Origin of the sequence: Acinetobacter baylyi DSM 14961 = CIP 107474 (assembly GCF_000368685.1) — a bacterium.
Lineage (GTDB): Bacteria > Pseudomonadota > Gammaproteobacteria > Pseudomonadales > Moraxellaceae > Acinetobacter > Acinetobacter baylyi.
Genome location: NZ_KB849631.1, coordinates 21,866 through 46,355 on the forward strand (window position 1 = coordinate 21,866; position 24,490 = coordinate 46,355).

General features: G+C 40.7%; 25 protein-coding genes and 1 pseudogene. 8 read left to right on the forward strand and 18 right to left on the reverse strand.

The window, feature by feature from the left end; all coding sequences use genetic code 11:
* Positions 1–143 precede the first annotated feature (143 nt).
* The 4 genes from F952_RS15765 to F952_RS15780 all read left to right on the forward strand — a co-directional run bounded on the left by F952_RS15765 (position 144) and on the right by F952_RS15780 (position 3,616).
* Positions 144–1,358 carry an MFS transporter gene (locus F952_RS15765; RefSeq protein ID WP_004930508.1) on the forward strand — a complete coding sequence of 405 codons (1,215 nt, stop codon included), beginning with the start codon at positions 144–146 and terminating at the stop codon, positions 1,356–1,358.
* A gap of 18 nt (positions 1,359–1,376) precedes the next feature.
* Positions 1,377–2,156 carry a helix-turn-helix transcriptional regulator gene (locus F952_RS15770; RefSeq protein WP_004930511.1) on the forward strand — a complete coding sequence of 260 codons (780 nt, stop codon included), beginning with the start codon at positions 1,377–1,379 and terminating at the stop codon, positions 2,154–2,156.
* Between the two features lie 135 nt (positions 2,157–2,291).
* Positions 2,292–2,837: a glutathione peroxidase gene (locus F952_RS15775; protein ID WP_004930515.1), complete on the forward strand. Its 546-nt coding sequence runs from the start codon at positions 2,292–2,294 to the stop codon at positions 2,835–2,837.
* A gap of 191 nt (positions 2,838–3,028) precedes the next feature.
* Entirely contained in the window at positions 3,029–3,616 is a 588-nt protein-coding gene (locus F952_RS15780; RefSeq protein WP_004930518.1) for a hypothetical protein, read from the forward strand.
* An 18-nt stretch (positions 3,617–3,634) separates the two neighbouring features.
* On the opposite strand, the gene F952_RS15785 is transcribed toward F952_RS15780, so the two are convergent.
* The 13 genes from F952_RS15785 to F952_RS15845 form a co-directional block, all read right to left on the reverse strand.
* A complete protein-coding gene (locus F952_RS15785; protein ID WP_004930522.1) occupies positions 3,635–4,519 on the reverse strand; it encodes a D-hexose-6-phosphate mutarotase in 885 nt (294 codons plus the stop codon).
* A gap of 12 nt (positions 4,520–4,531) precedes the next feature.
* A complete protein-coding gene (locus F952_RS15790; protein ID WP_004930529.1) occupies positions 4,532–4,840 on the reverse strand; it encodes a hypothetical protein in 309 nt (102 codons plus the stop codon).
* Positions 4,841–4,960: 120 nt separating this feature from the next.
* A complete protein-coding gene (locus tag F952_RS15795) occupies positions 4,961–5,440 on the reverse strand; it encodes a DUF2846 domain-containing protein (protein WP_004930531.1) in 480 nt (159 codons plus the stop codon).
* A gap of 143 nt (positions 5,441–5,583) precedes the next feature.
* Positions 5,584–6,003, reverse strand: a complete 420-nt coding sequence (locus F952_RS15800; protein WP_004930533.1) for a F0F1 ATP synthase subunit epsilon — start codon at positions 6,001–6,003, stop codon at positions 5,584–5,586.
* Between the two features lie 27 nt (positions 6,004–6,030).
* Positions 6,031–7,425, reverse strand: coding sequence for a F0F1 ATP synthase subunit beta (gene atpD, locus F952_RS15805; RefSeq protein WP_004930535.1), 1,395 nt, complete (start codon positions 7,423–7,425; stop codon positions 6,031–6,033).
* Between the two features lie 30 nt (positions 7,426–7,455).
* A complete protein-coding gene (gene atpG, locus F952_RS15810) occupies positions 7,456–8,325 on the reverse strand; it encodes a F0F1 ATP synthase subunit gamma (protein WP_004930538.1) in 870 nt (289 codons plus the stop codon).
* A 77-nt stretch (positions 8,326–8,402) separates the two neighbouring features.
* Positions 8,403–9,947 (reverse strand): F0F1 ATP synthase subunit alpha, encoded by a 1,545-nt coding sequence (atpA, locus tag F952_RS15815; RefSeq protein ID WP_004930540.1) that lies wholly within the window; start codon positions 9,945–9,947, stop codon positions 8,403–8,405.
* 45 nt (positions 9,948–9,992) lie between these two features.
* Positions 9,993–10,529, reverse strand: a complete 537-nt coding sequence (locus F952_RS15820; RefSeq protein ID WP_004930544.1) for a F0F1 ATP synthase subunit delta — start codon at positions 10,527–10,529, stop codon at positions 9,993–9,995.
* Between the two features lie 11 nt (positions 10,530–10,540).
* Entirely contained in the window at positions 10,541–11,011 is a 471-nt protein-coding gene (locus F952_RS15825; RefSeq protein ID WP_004930551.1) for a F0F1 ATP synthase subunit B, read from the reverse strand.
* A 39-nt stretch (positions 11,012–11,050) separates the two neighbouring features.
* Complete coding sequence (atpE, locus tag F952_RS15830) at positions 11,051–11,296, reverse strand: F0F1 ATP synthase subunit C (protein WP_000424060.1); 246 nt, start codon at positions 11,294–11,296, stop codon at positions 11,051–11,053.
* Between the two features lie 84 nt (positions 11,297–11,380).
* Positions 11,381–12,256, reverse strand: a complete 876-nt coding sequence (atpB, locus tag F952_RS15835; protein ID WP_004930554.1) for a F0F1 ATP synthase subunit A — start codon at positions 12,254–12,256, stop codon at positions 11,381–11,383.
* Between the two features lie 103 nt (positions 12,257–12,359).
* Positions 12,360–12,758: an ATP synthase subunit I gene (locus F952_RS15840; RefSeq protein WP_004930556.1), complete on the reverse strand. Its 399-nt coding sequence runs from the start codon at positions 12,756–12,758 to the stop codon at positions 12,360–12,362.
* Positions 12,759–12,930: 172 nt separating this feature from the next.
* Positions 12,931–13,773 carry a metal ABC transporter solute-binding protein, Zn/Mn family gene (locus F952_RS15845; RefSeq protein WP_004930561.1) on the reverse strand — a complete coding sequence of 281 codons (843 nt, stop codon included), beginning with the start codon at positions 13,771–13,773 and terminating at the stop codon, positions 12,931–12,933.
* Between the two features lie 122 nt (positions 13,774–13,895).
* On the opposite strand from F952_RS15845, the gene F952_RS15850 reads away from it, so the two are divergent.
* The 3 genes from F952_RS15850 to znuB are packed head-to-tail and all read left to right on the forward strand — an operon-like array spanning position 13,896 to position 15,972.
* Positions 13,896–14,384, forward strand: a complete 489-nt coding sequence (locus tag F952_RS15850; RefSeq protein ID WP_004930563.1) for a transcriptional repressor — start codon at positions 13,896–13,898, stop codon at positions 14,382–14,384.
* Positions 14,366–15,154, forward strand: coding sequence for a zinc ABC transporter ATP-binding protein ZnuC (znuC, locus tag F952_RS15855; protein ID WP_004930564.1), 789 nt, complete (start codon positions 14,366–14,368; stop codon positions 15,152–15,154). The genes F952_RS15850 and znuC overlap by 19 nt, the downstream gene beginning before the upstream one ends.
* A 2-nt stretch (positions 15,155–15,156) precedes the next feature.
* A complete protein-coding gene (gene znuB / locus F952_RS15860) occupies positions 15,157–15,972 on the forward strand; it encodes a zinc ABC transporter permease subunit ZnuB (RefSeq protein WP_004930565.1) in 816 nt (271 codons plus the stop codon).
* Between the two features lie 2 nt (positions 15,973–15,974).
* On the opposite strand, the gene F952_RS15865 is transcribed toward znuB, so the two are convergent.
* Complete coding sequence (locus tag F952_RS15865; RefSeq protein ID WP_011181986.1) at positions 15,975–16,601, reverse strand: LysE family transporter; 627 nt, start codon at positions 16,599–16,601, stop codon at positions 15,975–15,977.
* Positions 16,602–16,769: 168 nt separating this feature from the next.
* Here F952_RS15865 and F952_RS15870 point away from each other — a divergent pair, with 168 nt between their 5' ends.
* Positions 16,770–17,690: a Dyp-type peroxidase gene (locus tag F952_RS15870; protein ID WP_004930573.1), complete on the forward strand. Its 921-nt coding sequence runs from the start codon at positions 16,770–16,772 to the stop codon at positions 17,688–17,690.
* A gap of 135 nt (positions 17,691–17,825) precedes the next feature.
* Here F952_RS15870 and F952_RS17240 read toward each other — a convergent pair.
* The 4 genes and pseudogenes from F952_RS17240 to F952_RS15890 all read right to left on the reverse strand — a co-directional run.
* A pseudogene (locus F952_RS17240) lies at positions 17,826–18,039 on the reverse strand (hypothetical protein); the annotation flags it as partial.
* Between the two features lie 152 nt (positions 18,040–18,191).
* Positions 18,192–18,917 carry a hypothetical protein gene (locus tag F952_RS15880; RefSeq protein WP_004930577.1) on the reverse strand — a complete coding sequence of 242 codons (726 nt, stop codon included), beginning with the start codon at positions 18,915–18,917 and terminating at the stop codon, positions 18,192–18,194.
* 1 nt (position 18,918) lies between these two features.
* On the reverse strand, positions 18,919–21,102 hold the full coding sequence (locus tag F952_RS15885) for a M23 family metallopeptidase (protein ID WP_004930578.1): 2,184 nt from the start codon (positions 21,100–21,102) through the stop codon (positions 18,919–18,921).
* A complete protein-coding gene (locus tag F952_RS15890) occupies positions 21,099–24,419 on the reverse strand; it encodes a type VI secretion system Vgr family protein (RefSeq protein WP_004930581.1) in 3,321 nt (1,106 codons plus the stop codon). Before F952_RS15890 ends, F952_RS15885 begins: the two co-directional genes overlap by 4 nt.
* Between the last annotated feature and the right edge of the window lie 71 nt (positions 24,420–24,490).

Consider the following 24,490-nt stretch of genomic DNA (forward strand, 5'->3'; position numbering starts at 1 on the left):
GACCACATATATTTTTATAACAATCACTATTAAATTACTTGACGCAGTTTAAATGTTCAACTATTTTTATTTTCATAGTGATCATTATTAAATTAAAACACGCTCTCATCTATTCGTCATCTCTCTTTATCAGGATTAGAATCATGGAAACAATGAATCTTTCTGAGGCTCAGCCCGTTCGCCCCAGTCAAGGCAGCTGGTTTGCCATTCTTGCCGTTTCAATTGCTGCATTTGCACTGGTCACCAGTGAATTCTTACCTATTGGTGTACTGAATGATGTCGCCAATGATCTGAAAATCTCTGTAGGAACAGCAGGCCTGATTATTACCTTGCCAGGTGTAATGGCCGCACTTGCCGCTCCTCTGCTTCCTGTCGCCTTTAAACAACTTGATCGCCGCTATGTCTTATTGTTTTTAACCGCCGTGATGGTCATTGCCAATGCGATTACTGCTTTTGCCAGTGATTTTACTCTTCTACTGATTAGTCGCATGATCTTGGGTATTTCAATTGGTGGCTTCTGGGCAACGGCGATTGCTTTAAGTGGCAAGCTTGCACCTGTACATTTACCTATCGCCAAAGCCACAGCAGTTGTGATGGCTGGTGTCACTTTCGCAACGGTACTTGGTGTACCAATAGGTACATGGTTAAGTGAGTTCTATGGATGGCGCAGTGCCTTTGGTATTACGGCTATCATTGGGTTTGTGGTGTTTCTGCTACAGCTTCGCTATTTGCCAAAACTGATTCCAGAATCCTCAATTCGATTACACGATTTACCTGCGCTGTTACGTGTACCCAAAGCACGAAGTGGCATGCTGATTATTTTATTGATCGGGCTGGCACATTTTTGTGCGTATAGTTATCTGGCACCTTTTTTCAAAAATGTGGCCGGATTTAATGGTACGACCATTAGCAGTCTGTTATTGCTGTATGGTATTGCAGGTATCTTTGGAAACGCATTCGCAGGTTATAGTGGTAATTTCAATATTCGTTATACACTGGCATTTGTCGGCTTGTGTTTTGCAGTGGTCTTCTTTAGCTTTCCAGTCTTTGCTGTTCACGAGGCAGGTGCTATTGTACTCACCGCTTTATGGGGGTTTGCCTTCGGAGCCTTCCCAACATCGGCCAATATCTGGATGTTTGTACATGCACCTCAGGCTGTTGAAAAAGGAATGCCATTATTTGTAGGACTGTTTCAAGTCATGATTGCGACAGGCTCATTGCTCGGGGGCTATATCGTCGATCATTTCAATGAAAACATTTTAATTTACGGTGTGCTGAATTTTATTATACTGGCGTTGATTAGTGTTTTTACGCTGGCAAAAGGTTTAAATAATCCTAAGCTTACTTGTGAATCATAATTTATCCTCGTATCCAATATGACCATGATCTCTCCCATAAAGATGAATATGCCAACTGATGATCTGACTCGGTTAATTGAGCTTCATGAGTTCTTTTTCCATCCTCATGATCGCGTTCAGCCACATTCTTCATTATGGGGAGATTTTAATTTTAGTCTAAACGGCATTTTACAGATTCAGGTTGATGATTCGACTTATCTGGCACCACCCAATTATGGATTATGGCTTCCTCCCAAGACCAGCCATTACTGTGTCAGCATAGATCAGGTCACTCATTTTGTTTGTATCCGTCTACATCCCAAGTTATGTCAGCTTTTTAGCGCTAATCCCAAAACTTTAGAAATTCGTCCTTTTTTTCATGCACTGGTTAAGGAACTACTTGATCAATCCAGCCGAACTGACCAGGTCACTTATCATCATCTGCTACAAGTGCTTTTTGATCAGATGCAGCAGGCCAGATGTTATGACCACTACCTTCCCTACACTTTACATGCTGTGTTAAAACCTGTTCTGCTTGATTTATCCAATGCCACGCTTTTTCATCTGAGCCTACAGCAGATATTGGCAAAATCTGATATCAGTGAACGTCATGCACTACGACTCGGCCAACAAGAGTTGAATATGACACTTTCGGAATGGCGCAATCGTGCCAAAATCGTGCACGCGATTGCACAGATCAGGCAGGGACTTTCAATTAAAAGAATTGCACTGGAACTGGGCTATCAGCATAGCTCTAGCTTTATTGAATTTTTTAAACGATATACAGGACAAACGCCGTTACAACTCAAAGACAGCTAAATACTGTAGTCCTGATAATTTGAGAATATGTTATACATAGCCAGGATTTAGGCCTGTGTCCAATCGAGACAAAAGCCTTCACTTGATGAAAAATAATTTTTTTAATTACACTCCACTTAACACGAAGGATCGCTCATGAGCCAATCTATTTATCATATTCCTGTACAGACCATCTCTGGTCAAGACACGTCATTAGACACCTATCGAGGCAAGGTGCTTCTTATTGTCAATGTTGCTTCAAAATGTGGTTTGACACCCCAGTATGAAGGTCTGGAAAAACTTTATCAGGATAAACAACAACAAGGTTTGGAAATTTTAGGATTCCCAGCCAATAACTTTTTAGAACAAGAGCCAGGCTCAAATGATGAAATCCAGCAATTTTGCTCTTTGACTTATGATGTGCATTTTCCGCTATTTGGCAAAATTTCGGTGGCAGGTGAAGATAAACACCCGCTTTATCAAACACTCATTGAAGCACAGCCAGAACGTATTGGCGAAGGCCCTTGGTGGAAAGATCTGGTCGATTATGGTTTGACACCTAACCCAAAACCAGAAGTTTTATGGAACTTCGAAAAATTTCTAATCAATAAAAATGGGGAAGTCGTTGCGCGTTTTGCTCCAGACATTACTGCTGATGACCCACGTTTGGTCGATGCAATTAATGCGGAACTTGCCAAATAAGATATTTTAAACATGTGCATGATCTATCATGCACATGTTTTATGTCTGGTCTACAGCAATATTTTTACAACATGAACTTCATATTGCTTCAATCTCATCATGCTTTAATTTATCGTCTTCATGATAGTCATATATTTATATTCTAAATAAATATTCCATTTTCATCCTATTTATGCCTGAAAAGAATCACTATGTTGCCTTTTATATCTCGTACTGGACTTATTTTATTGCTATATAGCAGCGCAATATTTTTGGCGGGTTGTGAACAAGCACCAGACCTTGATTCATCTGAGAAAAATCAGACAGAAGGCCGTGAGCAATCTGATGATGTGTTGGCATCGGCATCAAGTGCTGAATCTAAAACACCACAAAGCAACTGGTTTTATGTGATCCGGGACATAGCTGATCTACAGTTAAAAGTAGGTGAAGATATACAAAAGCTACAACAGACCCAAACACAACTTGAAAATGCTTTAGCACAACGAGATACAGACACACTTCAACAAACCGTTGAAACATTTAAAACGCAGCTCACTACTTTTAATAATGGATTACATGAGCTTAAGCTTAAGAGTCCAGAGATTGAAAATCTGCGTCAAAAACTCATTGCAACCAATCAACAAATCTTGGACAGTGATGTATTGCAGCATCAACTGAATCTGAAAAAAGAAGACATCGTTGCTCTGCAAAAGCAACTTAGCAATTTACATGCCGATATATTGAAACTGGCTGCTATGCTGCTCAACCCTTCGTCAGAAAAATCAAGCACGTCGTCATAGGCACTTAATTTGAGCCCATTAAACTGCTGAGATTTCCAAAGTATATTCAACCGACTGACCCGCTTCGAGATACTGCTGCTGTGAAGCAATCTGCCCAGATTCAACACATACAAATTCTCGCCAGCTTTCAGGTTTTAAGTCAGCTAAACGTGCGGTTTTCTCAATCCAAGGATTCCAGATCACAGCACTCTGAGCATGACTGTTGATCAATAGCGTCGTCCTATGGTTTGCTCTTAACTGGAAGGAACCTTGGGTCAATGGATAAATCCGGTCGATTTCTTCAGAGAAATGAATGGCTTCTTCATGTTGTATCTTGTGCCGATGTTGATCCAGTTGATCGATAAACGCTTTGCCTTGCAAACCATACACTGCTGCCTCATCAATTTTGACAGGAAAATAACTGTGCCAGGCAAATCCATAGTGAATCTGTTTTTCATCGAGATTGACTAAAGACAAACTCAGCCTAAGCTGTGTACCACATTCGATTTGCATCTGTAAACGAAAAGCGACATCCCAATATGCTCTGGTGAGAGCATTGTCTGTCAATTCAAATATAAGTTGATGACCTGATTCTTGTATATCAACCACATCGACCAGTGCCCACTCCAGATTTCTAGCAAAACCATGTGAAGGGTATGATTTTTCTTCTGCATGTCCACCAAACCAAGGAAAACACAACGGTATGCCACCGCGTATGGCTTTTGCGGGCTGATATGAATTGAGTTCGGAAAGCCAGAGTAATGCTTGTGTATAAGACTGATACTTGACATTAAACTCTAGAATTTGTGCACCTTGTAAAGCGATCAAGGCATCACAAAATGTATTCGAAATTCGTAGTGCCTTTAAACCGTGTTCCCCTAAATTTTCAATTGTAATACCTGATACTTCTGCAAAATTGATCATTCAACATGTTCCCTAAATTGATGAATCTTGCTGTGCTTGCCAAGTCTTAAAGGCTGTCAACATGGCCAATTTTTGTGAATCACTGGCAGCCTGCTGCTCAAGTCGGGTTGCATCTCCTCGATAAAGCTGTGCAACATATTGATTGGCAAGAATTACAATGCTGTCACGCCCTATGGTTTGATAATCTATAATTTCAGGCTGAGTCAAAACAATATCCCAACAGGAAACCACAGAGCTTAAATCTACAGCCAAACTCAAATAATATTCTGTTCCGTTTTGATACAACTCCCAAAAGTGGGGTTCAATTTCAATCAGATTCATTTTTGCTCAAAACATACTGTCCTTTTTAATTGTTTATAGCATAAAAAAGCCATTCAAAAGAATGGCTTGTTAATCATTTTAATTTTTTGGAATCATCATGACCCAAAATCAAAATCTAATTTACTGAGAAAGTGAAACAGTAGGTTTACTACAATTTCCATCTTGAGCTAATGTATATTCACCAATCGCTTTTTTACCTTGAGCATCATCTACCAACTTTAAGTTAGCACCACCCACAAAAACACCTGGTTTAATGTATTGCTGAACAAAATACTGTTTTCCACTTTCTGCGTTCACGACCAAATGATTTGGAGAAAACTCAGATTCCGTAGATAAGGTATGATTGCCTGCTAATACTTCTTTATAAAAAAACGTACCGCGTGCCGTTTCGCCGAGACATTTACCATCTAACCAGACATCTTTCTTCAATGCCGCACCGACCACACTATTTGAACGATAAACATAAATTGCAGCATTACCATCGCTTGGAGGCGCTAATTGTTTGGCTTTTTGAGCATTTATAGAGTCGGCTTGAGGAACCGATGCGCATCCCACAAATAAGCAAGAAATAACCAAGGGTAGACTTTGTTTGATTGTCATTATAAATCTCTCTAATGTGTTATTGGATAAATTAAGCAAAGTTAATTTACATTAAAATTACAAAAAATAAATACTTTCTACATATTTTATTTTATACAAAAAAAAGCCACCTGACGGTGGCTTTTTCAATCTTAAATCTTGGCTTAAAGCGCGCGATTTTTGATTTTGCGGATCGTTTCGAGCTGACCTGAGATCTCTGATAGAGATGCCAAAGCAGCAGCTGAGTCCAAATCACTCTTTTGGTTTGCAAGCAATTGTTCAGCATTTTTACGTGCTTCTAAAATTGCAGCTTCATCCAAATTGTCTGCACGGATTGCAGTATCTGCAAGCACAGTCACAACATGAGGCTGAACTTCTAACACACCGCCTGATACATACACGATTTCTTCTGTACCATTTTCCAACTGAACGCGGATCGGTCCTGGTTGGAGCAAGGTTACCAGTGGCGCGTGTCCAGGTAAAATACCCAACTCACCACCTGCACCTTTCGCGATCAACATCGTAACTTGTCCAGAGTAAATTGACTCTTTCACACTTACGACATCACATTGCATCGTCGCCATGAGAACCTCCTAAATTAGAGTTGCTAATTAAAGTTTCTCAGCTTTAGCAATTACTTCGTCAATACCACCCACCATGTAGAACGCTTGTTCTGGGATGTGATCGTATTCACCAGCTAAAAGACCTTTAAAGCCACGAATCGTTTCTTTAAGCGGTACTAATTTACCAGGCGCACCCGTAAATACTTCAGCAACGTGGAACGGTTGAGAGAAGAAGCGTTGGATTTTACGCGCACGGTAAACAACCAACTTATCTTCTTCTGCCAATTCATCCATACCCAAAATCGCGATGATGTCTTTAAGCTCTTTATAACGTTGCAATACGTTCTGTACAGAACGTGCAATTTCATAATGCTCTTGACCAACAACCAATGGATCTAGCTGACGTGAAGTTGAGTCAAGTGGATCGATCGCTGGATAAATACCAGAAGATGCGATGTCACGGCTCAATACCACTGTTGCATCTAAGTGAGCAAACGTGGTTGCAGGCGATGGATCTGTTAAGTCATCGGCAGGTACGTATACTGCCTGGATCGATGTGATCGAACCAGATTTAGTCGACGTAATACGCTCTTGAAGAACACCCATTTCTTCTGCAAGTGTCGGTTGGTAACCTACTGCAGATGGCATACGGCCTAACAATGCTGATACTTCAGTACCTGCAAGTGTGTAACGGTAGATGTTGTCGACGAATAATAATACGTCACGACCTTTACCGTTTTCGTCTTTTTGATCACGGAAGTATTCAGCCATGGTCAAACCAGTCAACGCTACGCGTAAACGGTTACCTGGTGGCTCGTTCATCTGACCGTAGACCATGGCTACTTTGTCAAGAACGTTAGAATCTTTCATTTCGTGATAGAAGTCGTTACCTTCACGAGTACGCTCACCAACACCAGCAAACACAGATAAACCTGAGTGAGCTTTCGCGATGTTGTTGATCAACTCCATCATGTTAACGGTTTTACCAACACCAGCACCACCGAACAGACCAACTTTACCACCTTTCGCGAACGGGCAAAGTAAGTCGATGACTTTAATACCAGTTTCTAAAAGGTCAGTCGAAGCTGCTTGTTCAGCATAAGAAGGGGCTTGACGGTGAATTGGCAAACGCTCTTCAGTCGCTACAGGACCTGCTTCATCAATCGGGCGACCTAAAACGTCCATGATACGGCCAAGCGTCGCTGGGCCAACTGGAACAGAAATCGGTGCATTTGTACTGGTTACATTAAGACCACGTTTAAGACCTTCTGTAGAACCCATTGCGATGGTACGAACAACACCATCGCCAAGCTGTTGCTGAACTTCTAATGTAGTTTCAGTACCGTCAACTTGGAGAGCGTCATAGATCTTAGGAACGCTATTGCGCTCAAACTCGACGTCGATAACCGCGCCGATGATCTGAATGATACGACCGCTACTCATTGCTGTCTCCTCAATTCAAACTTAATAATGTTAAACGGCAGCGGCACCGCCAACGATCTCGGAAATTTCCTGAGTAATCGCGGCTTGACGCAGCTTGTTGTAAATGAGTTGTAGGTCTTTAATCAATTGTCCTGCGTTGTCTGTCGCTGCTTTCATTGCGACCATACGAGCTGACTGCTCACATGCAACGTTTTCAATCACACCTTGATAAACCATCGACTCGATATAGCGAACCAACAAACCATTTAACAATTGTTCTGCTTCTGGTTCGTAGATATAGTCCCAACCATAAGTACGGTTGAGATCATCGCCTTCTGCTGCTGGTGCTAAAGGAACAAGTTGTTCTACTTTAGGCTGCTGCGTCATTGCATTGACGAAGCCATTTGATACGAGGTAGATACGATCCAACTCGCCTTTATCAAAGGCATCTAGCATAACTTGCACAGAGCCTGTCAACTGTTCAAGACTTGGCGCATCGCCAAGCTGGGTCGTTGCACCAAGCACTTTACCGCCGTAATTCTTAAAAAACGAAACCGCTTTTTGACCAATCAAAGCAAATTCAACTTCAATTGACTGCTCACGTTGTGCTTTGACATGCTGCACAACTTTCTTGAACAAGTTAATGTTCAAACCACCTGCCAAACCACGATCTGAAGACACCACGATATAGCCAACACGCTTTACTGGGCGATCAACCATATAACGGTGTTTGTATTCAGGGTTTGCTTGGACCAAGTGAGCAATTACACGGCGCATATTATCGGCATACGGACGGCCTTGAGCCATGCGCTCTTGCGCACGACGCATTTTAGAAGCAGCCACCATTTGCATCGCGCGAGTAATCTTTTGCGTGCTCTTGATACTGGCTACTTTGGCGCGAATTTCTTTTAAATTTGCCATACGCTTAACCTAGTAGTCGAAAGCTCTTTCGAGCCTTCGAAGGTTGATCCGTGAACCAAACTTAACTAAAGATAAACTTAGTAAGTTTGAGTCGCTTTGAAGCTCTCAATACCTGATTTGATTGCTGCTTCGATGTCTTTGTTGTAATCACCAGTTTCATCGATCTGTTTCATTAAAGGCGCATATTCAGAACGGAAGTAAGAAATTAGCGCAGCATCAAAGTCTACGATTTTCTTCACTTCTACGTCAGCCATATAGCCTTCATTAGATGCATAAACAGAAACAGCTTGGTCAGCAATTGAGTAAGGAGCATATTGCTTTTGCTTCATTAACTCAGTTACACGTTGACCATGTTCAAGCTGTTTACGTGTTGCTTCGTCAAGGTCAGAAGCAAACTGAGCAAACGCAGCCAATTCACGGTATTGCGCAAGAGCGGTACGGATACCACCAGACAACTTCTTGATGATCTTGGTTTGAGCTGAACCACCAACACGCGATACCGAAATACCCGCGTTCACAGCAGGACGAATACCCGCGTTGAACAATGATGTTTCAAGGAAGATCTGACCATCAGTAATCGAAATTACGTTGGTTGGTACGAATGCAGATACGTCACCCGCTTGAGTTTCAATGATTGGCAATGCAGTCAAAGAACCAGTTTGACCTGTTACTGCGCCATTCGTGAATTTCTCAACATAATCTGCTGAAACGCGCGAAGCACGCTCAAGAAGACGTGAGTGAAGATAGAATACGTCACCTGGATATGCTTCACGACCTGGTGGACGACGTAGAAGCAATGAGATTTGACGGTAAGCAACAGCTTGTTTAGACAAATCATCATAAATGATCAACGCATCTTCACCGCGGTCACGGAAGTATTCACCCATAGTACAGCCAGAATACGGAGCAAGATACTGCATTGCAGCAGGATCAGCCGCCGCAGCCGCGACAACAGTGGTATACGCCATAGCGCCAGTTTCTTCAAGCTTACGTACCACGTTTGCGATGGTCGATTGTTTTTGACCAATTGCAACATATACGCATTTAATGCCAGAGTGTTTCTGAGCGATGATCGCATCGATCGCCATTGCTGTTTTACCAGTTTGGCGGTCACCAATGATCAACTCACGCTGACCACGACCTACAGGGATCATGGTATCCACTGATTTATAACCAGTTTGAACAGGTTCGTCGACTGACTGACGCCAAATTACACCTGGTGCTACTTTTTCAACAGCATCAGTAAGTTTTGCATCAATAGGGCCTTTACCATCAATCGGGTTACCCAAAGCATCGACCACACGGCCAAGTAGTTCAGGACCCACTGGTACTTCAAGTACACGACCTGTACAACGCGCTTTTTGACCTTCTTGAAGGCTTAGGTAGTTACCTAAAACAACGGCACCCACTGAATCCTGTTCTAGGTTCAGTGCCATACCAAATAAGCCGCCGTCGAATTCGATCATTTCACCGTACATTGCATCAGCAAGACCGTGAATGCGCACGATACCGTCAGATACCATAACAATGGTACCTTCATTCTTCGCGGTCGCGCTGGTGTCCAGATCGCCGATACGCTGTTTAATGAGCGCACTGATCTCGGATGGATTCAGTTGTTGCATTGCGCTATTCCTCAATCTTTTTAAAGTTCAGTCTTCTTTAATGCATTATGCAAGAAGACGAGTCCGCATTTTTTCAAGCTTGTTCAGCGCAGAATCATCTATCACTTGATCGCCTGCACGAATAACAACACCTGCAATCAATGCAGGCTTGACTTCTACTGAAATCGTCACAGAGCTGTTATAACGCTTTTCGAGAGCAGTCTTTAACAGTTGTTCTTGTTCAGCAGACAATGGAAATGCCGATTCAATCACGACATCAACCACATTGTTATTCTGTGATTTAAGCTCTTCGTATTCTTCTGCGATTTCTGGCAAAAGAATCAAACGATCATTATCAGCAAGAAGCGTCAAAAAGTTTGACACTGCTTGTGACTGATCTTCACCTAAAATTTTAGCGAAAAGCTCAACCTGCTCCGAAGGAGTAAGTTCAGGACGATTCAAATAAGCGGAAAATGCTTCATCTTGCACCGCTGCACTGAGCACTTGTAATGCTGTGGACCAGTTATCTGTCGCACCCTGCTCAGAAGCGTAAGCAAAAGCTGCTTTAGCGTACGGGCGTGCCAACGTCAAGAGTTCAGCCATACTTCCCTCGCTTAAAGTTTAGCAGCCAGCTGTTCAAGCATGGCAGCATGAGCTTGTTGATCAACTTGCTGGTTCAGAATTTTCTCTGCACCATCAACGGCCAAAGCAGCCACTTGTTGACGTAATTCTTCACGAGCAGCATTAATTTCTTGATCAACAGTCTCTTTAGATTGTTGACGAATACGTTCACCTTCAGCAGTTGCCTGGGTGCGCGCCTCTTCAATCAATTGTGCCGCACGACGGTTCGCTTGTTCGATCAATTGAGCCGCTTGTGCTTTCGCAGCATCAAGCTCTTGCTTAACTTGCGCCTGAGCATCAGCTAAATCAGCTTTTGCTTTTTCGGCAGCATTTAAGCCATCAGCGATTTTGCGCTGACGCTCACTAATCGCATTGATTAGTGGTGGCCAAACGAATTTCATGCAGAATGCGACAAAAATCGCAAATGCAATCGCCTGACCAATCAATGTGAGGTTAATATTCATAGCAATTCCTCAAAATGGTGGATTTCGGAATTAAGATGATTAACCTACAAACGGATTAGCGAAGATGAAGAACAAGCCAATACCGACACCGATCATAGGCACAGCATCAAGAAGACCTGCGATTAAAAACATACGAGTTTGAAGTTGCGGAGCAAGTTCAGGTTGACGTGCAACAGCTTCTAGAAAGCGACCACCTAAAAGACCAAAACCAATCGCAGTACCTAAAGCACCGAAAGCGATCAAGATAGCAGATGCAATTGCAACTAGACCTAAAGTGAGTTCCATGAAAAATTCCTCAGAGGTTAGGTTATTACCAAATTAAACTAAAAAATGTGCCCAACCATCCCTTTGATAGTCAGGCAAAAACCATTAATGCTTTTCGCTTGCCATGCTCAAGTACACGATGGTCAGCATCATAAAGATAAATGCCTGCAACGTGATGACGAGAATGTGGAAGATTGCCCAAGGCACAGACAACGCCCATTGAATCCAAAACGGTAAAAGTGCGATCAAGATAAAGATTAACTCGCCCGCATACATGTTACCGAAAAGTCGTAGCGCCAATGAAATTGGTCGTGCAAGGAAAGTTACCAATTCCAGAATCAAGTTCACAGGAATCAATAACGCTTTTGCAACTGGGTTACTTGGGTTAAATGGGTTGAGCGCCAATTCACCAACGAATCCACCAATGCCTTTCTCACGAATGCTGTAAAACAGAATCAGTACGAATACAGACAATGACATACCTAAGGTAATGTTCGGATCTGTAGACGGAACGATTTTGAAATACACATGGTGAGGATCCATGCCAAACACGTGCGCACCAACAATTTGAGCCAGCATCGGCACCCAATCCACAGGGATAAGGTCCATCAAGTTCATGAGGAAAATCCACACAAAAATGGTCAAAGCAAGAGGTGCAATAAGACGTGATTTACCATGAAAGGTATCGCGAACGCTGGAATCAACAAACTCGATAATCATTTCGATTGCCGATTGGAATTTTGATGGAACATCCGCTTTTGCAGCTTTTGCAGCACACCAAAAAACCAAACAAAAAATGATACCAAGTCCGATTGACCAACCCATCGAGTCCAAGTGAATAGCAGAAAACCCCATTTCTTGAGCTTCTTTTGCATTCTCAGCCAATTTCCAAGTTCCGTCCGGCATTTTGCCATAGGTCAAATTGGTCAAGTGATGCTTGATATACTCTGTCGAAGTAAGGGCATGTTCTTCAGCAGCCATAAATCACACCTGGTCAATGTCAATTACTAAAAAGAGCAGGACGAATATCGCGTGCTGCCTGATATCTCGTCACACTCAAAAAATTTTTCAACTTTTGATGTGTCTAAACTCGTTTTTGTAGACGTGACACCCAAAACGGAGCGACCCACGACATGGTTTGAACGAGAATAAAACCACAAAACAATGCCACCGGTGATAACGGTTTGACGTTGCTTAAAATTAAAATAAATCCAACGATCACGACTGCAAACTTCCCCAACATGCCTCGATACATGTTTGAGAGAACTTGTCTAGATGCTCTCGCCCCCGATGTTCGGAATGATTGCCAAGAGAAATAACAGTATGCAATCCAGCAAACTAAAGCTCCTAGTGCAGCACTGAGTGCGGCAGTAGAATCTTTTATTCCCCATGCAACCAAGGCAGAAACAGGGATCATTAATGCTTGTAAGAAGACTATTGCTTTCGCTAATCGTCGGTCAATCAAGCGACTAGGTCGGCTCATTGTTTATCCACTCACAGCATGAATGCTTGACAAGTTTCGCTGTTGATCGTTTTTAATCGCAGGCATTATAGAGCCCCCCCCCTAAACATGCAATCATTTCCCGACCTAAGTCATGTTTTTTTCTAAGATTACTTGCCCGACCTAGAGTGTTAACCGATTCACAATAACCAAGTTATTTGCTTGCGCTTTGCACACATTTCACGGTTTGACTGGCTAATTTTTGCCAAGCGACGATAAAGTCACTTTCACCTGTCAGACTTTCGTCTACTGCTTCAAACACAATTGGGTTTAGCTTTTGATATTGATTTTTACTGGCATGTGCTTCTGCCATCAGACACATACGTTCACTTGGACGATTATCATTTAAATACTTGATCTGAGCCACAGTGGGTGCAACATGCGGATCATCTGTCATGGCACCTGCAAATTTCAAATTAAGGGCACGCTCTAGATATTGATAGGCATCATGATATGACCAGTAAGGTTTTGGACTGGCTGTTGTATTATAGGGTTGGGCAGCTTGTAGCATTTCACGCGCAAATTTACGCGCGTTATTCCAGTATTTGGTTTGATTTTCTGGCATTTGTTGTGAACGCAAAGCTGCTATAAAGAATCCAATACGAATAGCATTATTTGGATCGAGCCACACATGTGTGTCGACTGTATTTGGAATAGGTACACCACGTGTAGTTCGTTGTGGAAGTCCCGTTACAATTTGAGAATTGATGATAGAAATCGCTTTCGGGTTGTTATCAAGCAGCTTAGCTAAAGGCGCTTCATGAGTTTTACCCAACCAGACCACCAATGATGCATCCTGAATGGCTTTACGATGTGCTGGAGTCAGTTGAATATCGTGTCCACTTTGATTACCTAACAATAGTTGGGGTTCTTCTACCCCCTGTGTGACTTCTTTGGCGATCAAATATAAAGGATGCGTTGAAACCACAAGTGGTCCTTGAGCCCAACTTACCGCACTTACCAAAGTAACAAAACACATTAGCGCAAATCGCAACATGACAAACCACAAATCTTAATTTTGACTTGTGTTATATTATAACAAATTCGTAAAAACACCTACGCCTAATCGAAACATCTATGAGTTCATGTTAATATTTGGTAAAAATCTGAGGTTGTCTTATGAGCTCCTGTTCACACGAACATCACAATGCATTACATGGTGTGCATGACCATCACAATGTGGCTGCTCGTCTCGCTGAAGCAGAGAGCTTATGTGCTGCAACAGGCGCACGTTTAACACCTTTACGTAAAGAGGTTCTCGGTTTAATCCTCAATGCGTCAGGTCCAGTGGGTGCTTATGATTTGCTCGCCAAGATTAAAAGTGATACTGACCGCCCAGCTGCACCACCAACTGTATATCGCACATTAGACTTCTTATTAGAAAAAGGTCTAATACATAGATTAACTTCTATTAATGCCTATATTCCTTGCTGTCATCCACGTGAAGGACACCAAGCCGCATTTTTAATTTGTACAGAATGCCATGTCGTCAAGGAAGCCTCATCTGAAGGTTTGATGAATCAGTTGAACCAGCTTGCCAAGTCTGACCAGTTTATTGCGCAACATACGATTATTGAAATTTCTGGAAAATGTCAGCAGTGCAAATAAGTCCGATAGCGCCCGAACTCATCCGCCTTGAAAATATTTATGTTCATCGCGACGAGCGTGATATTTTAAAAAATATCGACTTTTCATTACATCAAAATGAAATTGTGACCTTAATTGGTCCTAACGGTGCAGGAAAATCGACACTGATTAAAATTTTGCTGGGTATTATCTTCCCAAACAAAGGCAAAGTCATCGCCAAGAAAAAACTTAAAATGGCGTATGTTCCTCAAAAGTTTAATCCATCACACAGTTTACCTTTACGGGTTTGTGACTTGCTTGATCTGGAAAAATGCAGTGCCACGCTACGTGAAGAAATTATTCAAGATACTGGTATCTCCAAACTACAGACCGCCAAGGTTCAGCAACTTTCAGGTGGAGAGCGACAACGTGTATTGTTGGCACGTGCGTTACTACGCCAGCCAGATATTTTAGTGTTGGATGAACCCATGCAAGGTCTGGATATCCAGTCTGAAGCTGAACTTTATGAATATGTACGCAGCCTGCCTGAACGTTATGGTTGTGCCATTTTGATGGTATCTCACGATCTGCAATGGGTGATGCAAGGGACACAACGTGTAGTGTGTCTAAACAAGCATATTTGTTGTAGTGGTCTACCCGAAAGTGTCCAACAGCATCCAGAATATCTTGCTATTTTTGGTGGTCAGCGCGTTCCTTATCAGCATCATCATGATCATTGTGCACACGGTGACCATGTTGAACAATGTAATCATATCGATCATCCTCATATTCACCCAGAACCGGAAGCCTAAGTATGACCGAATGGTTACAACTCCTTCTCCCCGCATGGACGATGGGCAGTCTGCTGGTTTTTCTAACGGCTCCTCTGGGCTGTCTCATGCTGTGGCGCAGGATGTCTTTTTTTGCAGATACCATGGCGCACGGTACATTACTCGGTGTCGCGGTTGCAGGTGCATTGAGTTTGCCGTTATGGTTTGGTGTGACCCTGTTGGCTTTATTACTGGTCGGAATTTTATGGGTCTTACATGATCCACGCTTACCCAATGATGCACTTCTGGCCTTATGTTCGGCTACCCTACTCTGTTCTGGCTTACTATTTATTCAATACTTACCGAGTTTAAGACCTGAATTGCTCAGCTATTTATTTGGGGACTTACTGACTATCAATTGGGATGAGCTTCCAATCTTTATTGTCGTCATCGGATTTGCACTGACAATATTATACCGCTATTGGCAACCCCAGATTCAAATTGCGATTGACCCAGATATCGCCATTAGTGAAGGTGTGAATGCCAAATGGCAGCGTCTCATTTTTATGTTACTACTCGCACTGTTTACAGTATTGGCTCTTCGTGCGGTTGGCTCCTTACTCATGGGCGCTTTGCTGGTGATTCCAGCCCTTACCGCACGACTGGTAGCACATTCACCTAAACAAATGGTGATCTGGGCTTTTGTCTTTGCTCAACTGGGGGTGAGTGTAGGGCTTTGGTCCAGTGCTGGTTTAAACATCGCCACAGGTCTGAGTATTGTGCTTTGCATGTCGATACTGTTTGGCGGAATTTTTTTATTTCAGAAAATCAAAGCCAAACGTCAGACTCATTCTATTTAGAATTATTGAGCCTGATGTACAAGACTTAATAGGAAGGCAGCGCCACTAAACATAACAGCAAAACTCCGATTCAGATATTTTTGTTGTCGCGGTGAGCGCAGCAGTCGCATTACCTTGGCAGCCAGCCCTGTATAACCTGCCATAACTATCAGATCAATCAATATCATGGTAACCGCCATAATCGCGTATTGCGGTGCTTGTGGGCGGGTTAAGTCAATAAATTGTGGCAACACCGCCAACAAGAACACCATCGCTTTCGGATTACTAATATTCACAATAAAGCCTTTAATTATAAGGCGTTGACGTGAGATTTCATGTTGCTCAGATTGAATCTGAATGGGCTGAGCAGGAGCCGTCCACTGTAAATAAGCCAAATACAACAAATAACCAATACCAAACCATTTCACCAGCAAAAATGCCCATGGTGTAGTGGTAAATAGCATTCCTACGCCTGCGGCAACAATACCAATCTGAACCAAAAGTGCCAATTGCAAACCGAGTGCATTCCAATAACCACGGCAAAAGCCATAATTTAAACCACTCGACATTGAGGCAATAGCGCCTGCGCCAGGAGATAGACTAATCACCCAGCACGCCAACATAAATCCTATCCAAATCTGAAACGACATAACCCAAAAATAAAGGAAAAAATTGATTATACCCTGTTACATTGATTCGATTCTAATTGATCCGATTGTTGTCATCGATAAAAATATCCTTGCTGGGTATTTAATGCACTCAAAAGATACGGCACAATAGCGAAATACTGAATGTAAATAATAATTTAGGAGCCACTGGTGACTGCACAATCGGTTATTCTTCCCCTACCCTCAGATCATGCACGTTTTATTGTTTTGCGCTTGGGCACCTTGTCTCCAGATGGCTTAAAAAAGCAATTGCAGGCCTTGTTTTCAACGCGAGATCGCTTAATCACACAGCATCCCAATGCACAGATCAAAACGGGTGTGGCATTTGGTGCAGCATTGTGGAAACAGCTTCATGAGCAAAGCCCTGAAGGTTTTAAAACACTCGAATCGATTCAAGGGGCTTTTACTATGCCCGCGGTGCCCGCTGATGTACTCATCCACATTGCCAGTGCTCGAGCAGATATCTGTTTTGCTTTAAGTCAGGCTTTTTTTGAAGGGATTCAGGATCAAGTTAACGTTCTCGATGAGCGAGTGTGCTTTCGTTATTTTGATGGTCGCGATATCACTGGCTTTATAGATGGCACTGAAAATCCGCAGTTTCCAGACGATCGGGCAGAAACCGCACTACTAGGCGAAGATCATGCAGTTTTTAGAGATGGAAGCTTTGTTTTCGCACAGCGTTATGCACATGATCTGGAAAAGTGGAAAAAACTCAAAGTTGATGCTCAAGAACAGGTGATGGGACGCACCAAACTGGAATCCATTGAACTTCATGACGATGTAAAACCAGATAATGCACATGTTGCACGAACAGTGGTGGAAGATGAGAAAGGTGAAGAGTTAGAAATTTTACGTCACAGCTTGCCTTATGGTGATGGAAAAGGCGATCAAGGTTTATTTTTTATTGCCTATACCAAAGATCTGGGCAGAATTGATCAAATGCTAGAGCGTATGTTTGGAACCAGTGGCGATGGTATTCATGACCGACTGCTGCATTTTGTGACACCACTGGATGGTGCATATTATTTTGCACCGAGTGAAGAGGTGTTGGAGGGTATTTTGGAGGGTTAGAAAAATTAAGGAGAAGTTGATGGTTTCAATTTCTCCTGTATGTAAGAAATAACATCTTATAACTAAAATTTGAAATAAATCATTATACTAATCCCTCCAAGAAAACCACCTAACTTATTAATTTTAATATAAATTTTATGATCCATTAGAATTTCGTATTTCCAGCATGTCATTACATTCTTTAGCACTAGAATAAGCGAAAATTCGCTTGTCTTGATTTTCCAATAAAATGTCATCTTTATCTGCACCAAAAGCATTTTTAGAGATATCACATTTATAAGTTATCAACTTAAATTTTCACATTTTGCTCAGCCTTAACTTGATCAAAATAATACCAATTGATAATATTTTTTAGACATAGTTAATCCCGCCCCATTATGCAATATCAACTAAATCAGTGCCTATGTAAACATTTCTCCTTAGTTTTTATATTTGTAAAAAATCCGAACTTTTTTAAGTTCGGATTGATTTCAATCACTTATCAAAATATGAATACAACTATTATTTCAACTGTATTCGCTTTTCTTTATTACCTTCCATATAAGTTAAATTATAATTCTTATCGATTAATACATTTTTAGTTGCTGGGATAAATTTCTTTTCTTCTACACCAAAAGCATTAATGATTAAAATCGCAAGTTGTGGACCCTCATCCTCATTATCTTCAAATGGAGAAATAATGATTTGTTTACCACTTTCTGTTTCTGGAAGAACAATACCATCCCCATAATTTGGAGAAATAGATGGATAGAATTTTATCAAATTAGATGAGCTCACCAAATTAACTTTAGAACAACTATTTATATCTTTCTTTAAAAGACATTTAAAATGATCAACTGAATTGTAAGGTAAATGTGTTACCACTAAACCATGAATATTTTCTTCTTTCGAAGTTTTTCCAGTTGTTAAAAATGATAATCTAGATAAATACTCATCTCTATAACATTGATTTCTAACTAGACCTGCACCTTCCCCAGCTATATGACTTATTTTTCCTTCACAATTATTTTTTATTTTCTTCACCCATTTATTATAATCATTTTTTTCTCTATTTTTTTCATTATCAAGTTTAATAATTAATTTTTTATTTTCCTTTTCTATACATTGTATACTTTCATAAACATTATTTTTATTACAATCTACTGATGAACTATCCGCACATGCTGATATTGTTGAACCAAATACTAATAATACTAATCCTGTACCAACCACATATCTACTAAACATATTAAATTCCTTTGAAGTTTTTAGGGAGAACTATTTTAAAAGGTTTTGGCATTTTATTTCTTAATTCAGTCGTAGTGCCATGAGCATGTATAGCTGTTCCATTGCCAAGTATCATACCTTTCTTGACCGCTTCATCATGAAATTTATCTACCCATGCCTTTCTATTTTTTGCATCTGAATAATATTTATTTGCATAGTTTAGATTTTCTCCAATAATGGAAAGTTTACCATTTGCTCTTTCTATAAGATAGCTATTAACAAAATTCCTAATCCTTGTACTTACATGCGATATTGGCATTTTTTCAACACTACCATAAGGGTCTAAACTTTTAGGACCTGTAATTTTAGAAAACTGTCTATCAGCATTAACTACACTTCTGATACTATCCCCCCATACACCAGACTTGACTCTATTCATAATAGTATCTACAACACCAGCAGCTTGATCAGTAAAATATTTCTCTGTTTTAAACTTTATCACCTCAGTCTCAGTTACTTTCATAATATCTATAATATCATCATTACTTAGTACTAGTTCACCCCCCACTATAGTATCATGTGGTTTTTGTGTTGAGCCCCCCCCTCCACAACTTAAAATCCTAGGAACTTTCAAGCTGTTTACTAGAGTAAACATTTTAACGCCATTTAATTCAACTATTGTTTTTTGAAAAATATTTCCACTAAAATATATAGCTGAGAATTTAGTAACATCAAAATGTACCCATGTAGTTGCTCCTGAAGTCCCACTATTAAAAACTTTTGGTTCTAAATAAATTTTATCAACCTCTCTACTTTCAGATGCTCCCATTTTTTTAACCATAATTTGTTTACGAATAAATTCCATATCATTGACTTCACGAGTCCTACGTCCATTCTTATTAAAATGAATATCCAGAGCTAAACCCATATGATTTACTGTTGCTCTTCCATGTTTTTTATTATTTTCAATACATCTATAACCAGACTCTATATAAGCTACTTCGATTTTCTTTTCCTTAAATTCATTTTTTAAATAAAAATTTATAGCCTTTAATATCCAGATTAGACTTCGGTGTAATCCTGGATATTCATTTGCTTTATTTGAACCAGATGGAACCCCCATATTACCATTACCAAAGCCCGAACATTTGCCACAATTACAAGCAGCTTTCCCCATAAAACCTGCAATAGGGTATTCTTCATAAAATTTATCCAACGCTACCAATACTGAACCACAAATTTTCCCCGTCTCTGGTACCCCCATATAATCCCGTTGGAATTGCTTAATACAATTTGCAGTCAGTTCGGTAAACTCATCCGTAGGTAAAGCTCCACCGAAGCCTGCTAAACGAATATTTACTTCTCGAATAAGCTCACTCTTACCACTTGAAATACATTGCGGATTAGTTTTACATAAATTTGGAGCATCTGCTTTAGGTGTCCCACCATCCTGACTGCGATCATCAACCGTCAATATTTTGGAAGCAGCGTTTGTAGCTTCATTCAGCGTTTTTTTACCTTCTTCATAAAGCTCATTCACTTGGTCGAGGATTTTACTGCCAAAATTTGCTCCAAAAATTCCTTCTTCCTGCTTTTTCTGAGGTGTTATACTCGATGGCCTTGTAGGCGGAGTCTGTGGTGCTTTTGTTTTAGTGCTGCTAGCCGAAGGTTGTGTTCTCTGCTGAGTGGTCTGTTTCGCTTTTTCTTGATGTGAATTATTTCCTGTCGCAGGAATATTCACTGGCAACTTAATCACTTGCCCAATACTAATCTTATTAGGGTCATCTATTTTATTCAAACGCTCTAATGCTCGAACAGTAGTATGATTTTTTTGAGCTATTTCAAATAAAGTTTCACCCTTTTTTACAACATGCGTTTTTCTTTTATATTGTCCATTATCACCTTGATTTGTTAATGTTTTTAAATCCAACATTACTTTTGGACTGGTAATTTTTACGAGCATGCGATCTTTAAACATTACAAAACTTTGTATCTTGATCATCAAGCCATTAAACATACTTTTGATATAAACATCTAAAGCCGTACCTTTATCTCGACTAATCTCAACGATACATCCAGACGAATTCGTAAATCCAGCAGCAATAACTTGCCCAGTCCTCTGATTTTTTACTTCATATTGTGCTTTTGAGATTGGACTACCAAATAAATCTAAGAGTTGTATCGTAACTAGTGATTTTTTATTCACTTCAAATCCCTTACTTCTATATTATTATCTGACTCTGAATCATTCACATTTTGATCGGTCATGAAATCATCCTCATCGAAACCGTCAATGACTAACCCCCATTCATCATTAGAGCCAACAAGTACCTGAACTTTTGTTGGATCTGAAGTACTGATTTTCCCTGTGCGTCCATGTTCATCTATTGATCCAGAAGTAAATGAGCTTGTTTCTGGAACAAAAGCTTTATAACTGAGTTGACTAAAATCACTCGCCCAGAACAAATCATAAATATCTAAACGGTTACTAAAAATTGAAGTATTTGGCAACTCAGGTACTTCATATGAAACTTTTTCACCACTTGTAAACACATGCTGTCCTGATCTAACTTCAAACTTACCGCCTGTCTTAATAAAAACACCGTTACCATTTACAATGAGCTGACTACCCCCAGCTTTGATATCAATTTCTTTAGTACTGGTCAGTTCGATCTTATCTTCGGTAGAAATCAGCTTAATCACTTTTTTGGCAATAATATCGACTAAATCATCTTGCGCTTGTATTTTAACTGCGCCTTTTGCTGCATAAGCACTCAGTCCCTTTTGTGCAGCAAACAAACTCACTTTATCTTGTGCATGCCCAATAATATTCTTCTGTGCGCTCAAATTAATTGAGCCACTGGCACTCTCAGCAATATCCTGAGAGGCTTGCAAAATAATATTCTCAGGTGTGGTTAACGCAATACCGTTTGGTGATGCCAGCAACATAAGAGCCTGTCTAAAAATTTTGCCCTGCTCTTGTTGCTTTGCATCAGAACTACTTTCCAAACCTTGGGTATATCCTTCCATAAAACCTTGTAAAGAACTCAAAGCCTTAGAAGGAGTAACTTCAAGCTTGCTACCTTTACTAAATGTTCCGCAATTACTCATCAGGTCAAAATCTTTAATATCGACATTTGCTAAAACTTTTCCTATGTCCTGAAGACTTGCAAATGGATTCTGTTGAATATCATCCTTTACACTTGCGAGCCGACCTTTGACAACATCGGTTCCATGTTCTTCAACATTTTCAATAAATGCTTTCAGGTTTTCTAACGCATCTTTATTTTGGGTAAAGAAAGTATCGAATTCTTCAACAACTCCCTTTGTATTTCCTCCCAAGCGTCCTATATCTTCGATAAAACTGCCACAGTCCTTTAAAGCATTGATTGGATCTTTATTTAAATTGTCTTTAAATAAATTGACAGTACGATCTAAAGCCTGTTCAGTTGATTTTAATTCGAGCGACTGAATAAACTTAGGCAATCGATCTATCACATTCAGTGCATCAGTTTGCTGTTTGAGGGCGATATCACTGAGCGTTTTCATGTTTTCATGACTCTGAGCCAACAACGATTGTGCCTGAGCAGCTTCCAAATGATCGGCAATTGCTTGTTCTTGTGCGTAGGTACTAATGAGCATTCCCTTACCAGCACGGACTGCACCATAATGATCTGTTCTCAGCTCAAAGCCTTCACCGCGTCCCTGACTGGTTTCTTCATTTTTTGGATGACTCAGGTTACCCAAATTTAATTGACTTGCACCATGACTGCTCTGCAACTGGGTACTAATTTGACCTGTAGTATCATCAAAGCGAAGCTGGTTAAATCCAGAGCCCGCAATCTCTTGTGAACGAATCCCACTCAAATTTCGTGTGGCTGGGAGTTGTCCACGAATATCAAATTTGGTGGGCGAACGCTGTGCTTCATGGATACGTCCTGTTGCAAAAGGTCGATCAACATGACCATCAAAGAAATCAATGACCACCAGTTCTCCTACACGTGGTAGAAATCTGGCGCCATAGCCTTCTCCAGCCCAAGGTGTCAGTACGTCAACCCAAGCCGAATCGGTGTCATTATCATTAGAACCTGCACCACCATCATGGGCATGATCTTCTGTTCGAGTAAACAGAAAACGAACTTTAATACGTCCCCATTCATCGACATAAATTTCTTCATTTTCTGGACCAACGACGCGTGCACGCTGTGGATAAACAACAGGACGGTGCATTAATGGTTGATATTCTGGAACAACCTTGACCTGTCGACGTATCAAAGTCAGCTCATTTCCTTGTCGTTCTTGCTGATTCGATGTTTTCAATGCTGAATGCATGAGGAGATATTCAAATTGCTGCTGAATATCTTTAGGTAAATTATTTTGGTTGAAGAATCGTTTTTCATAAATCAGAAATTGTCGATCCGCAAGGTCGTGCTGATCGATTTCTGGATGTCCCTGTAGTTCAAACCAATATCCAACCTGAGCATCTCGTACTGTGGTTTGAGCTATAAAATATTTGGCTTGCCTTTCCTGATAAGCAGTTAAATTCTGATTGAGTTTTTCAATTTGCTGTGAACTTGAAGCTGTTGCCTGATCCGCACCAGTCAAGTCAGTCGTCCAGGCAGAACCGATAGACCATGCTTGTTCCAAACTTAAACTTTCGTTACTTTGCTGATCACTATGCTGATGTGCACTTAACACAGAACCACTACCTTCATCTTGTAGAAGTCCATCTGCCTGCCAGCGTTGTACATATGCTGCTGTAGACTGCAATTGTCGATGGGCGACCAGATGAGTCATACTATCAAAGTGTTCTGTCGCATGACTCCGATGAAAACGAATCAGGCCACGACTTAGTGCTAAAAATTGTTGATTGTCATCAATCAAGCGTAATTTTTGTGGTGCGATTGGTTGTAATGGGTGTGTAACGACAGTATTTTTTTCATCAACAAGCCAGTTAATCCCTTCACTTCGCCATAGACGGGTTAAAAACTCATAATCTGTTTCATTGATTTGCATCGTAAATGGACGGATATCATAATTTTGAGCAAGTCCGCTTAAATCAAGCGTTAAACTCGCTGCAAATAAACTACTTCTATTTTGCCATTCTTTAAACAGAATCTCGCTAATCTCAGCGACGCTTTTATTCATAAACACACGGCTATTACGGCGCTTATGCCATAATGCTGTTGAATCTTGTATGTTAAGCGTATAAAGGGTTAGAGCGCCATCACTTTGTCCCTGCGTTGCACGTGTAATAATCCCCGATGTTCGCGCTAACTGACCCGTATCCGTGACTTGATCAATGGCAACCTGACACCCAATGAATTGCTTCAAAGCGATATGCGCATTGATTGACAAACAGGTTAGTTCGACCTCTAGACCTTCATTTAAGGTATGTTTGCCATCTATACGCTGTAAAAAAATCTGGGTATTGAGTAATGGATTGCTAAATTGCACGTGAATAGCACGTTTCAGTGCCCCAAAACCTAATTGTTCAAAAACACTATGAATATTATTTAACATCAGCTTTATTCATTTTTAATTTTATTGAAATACATTGTCTACAAATTTTAAAAAATACAGACAGTCCCGTC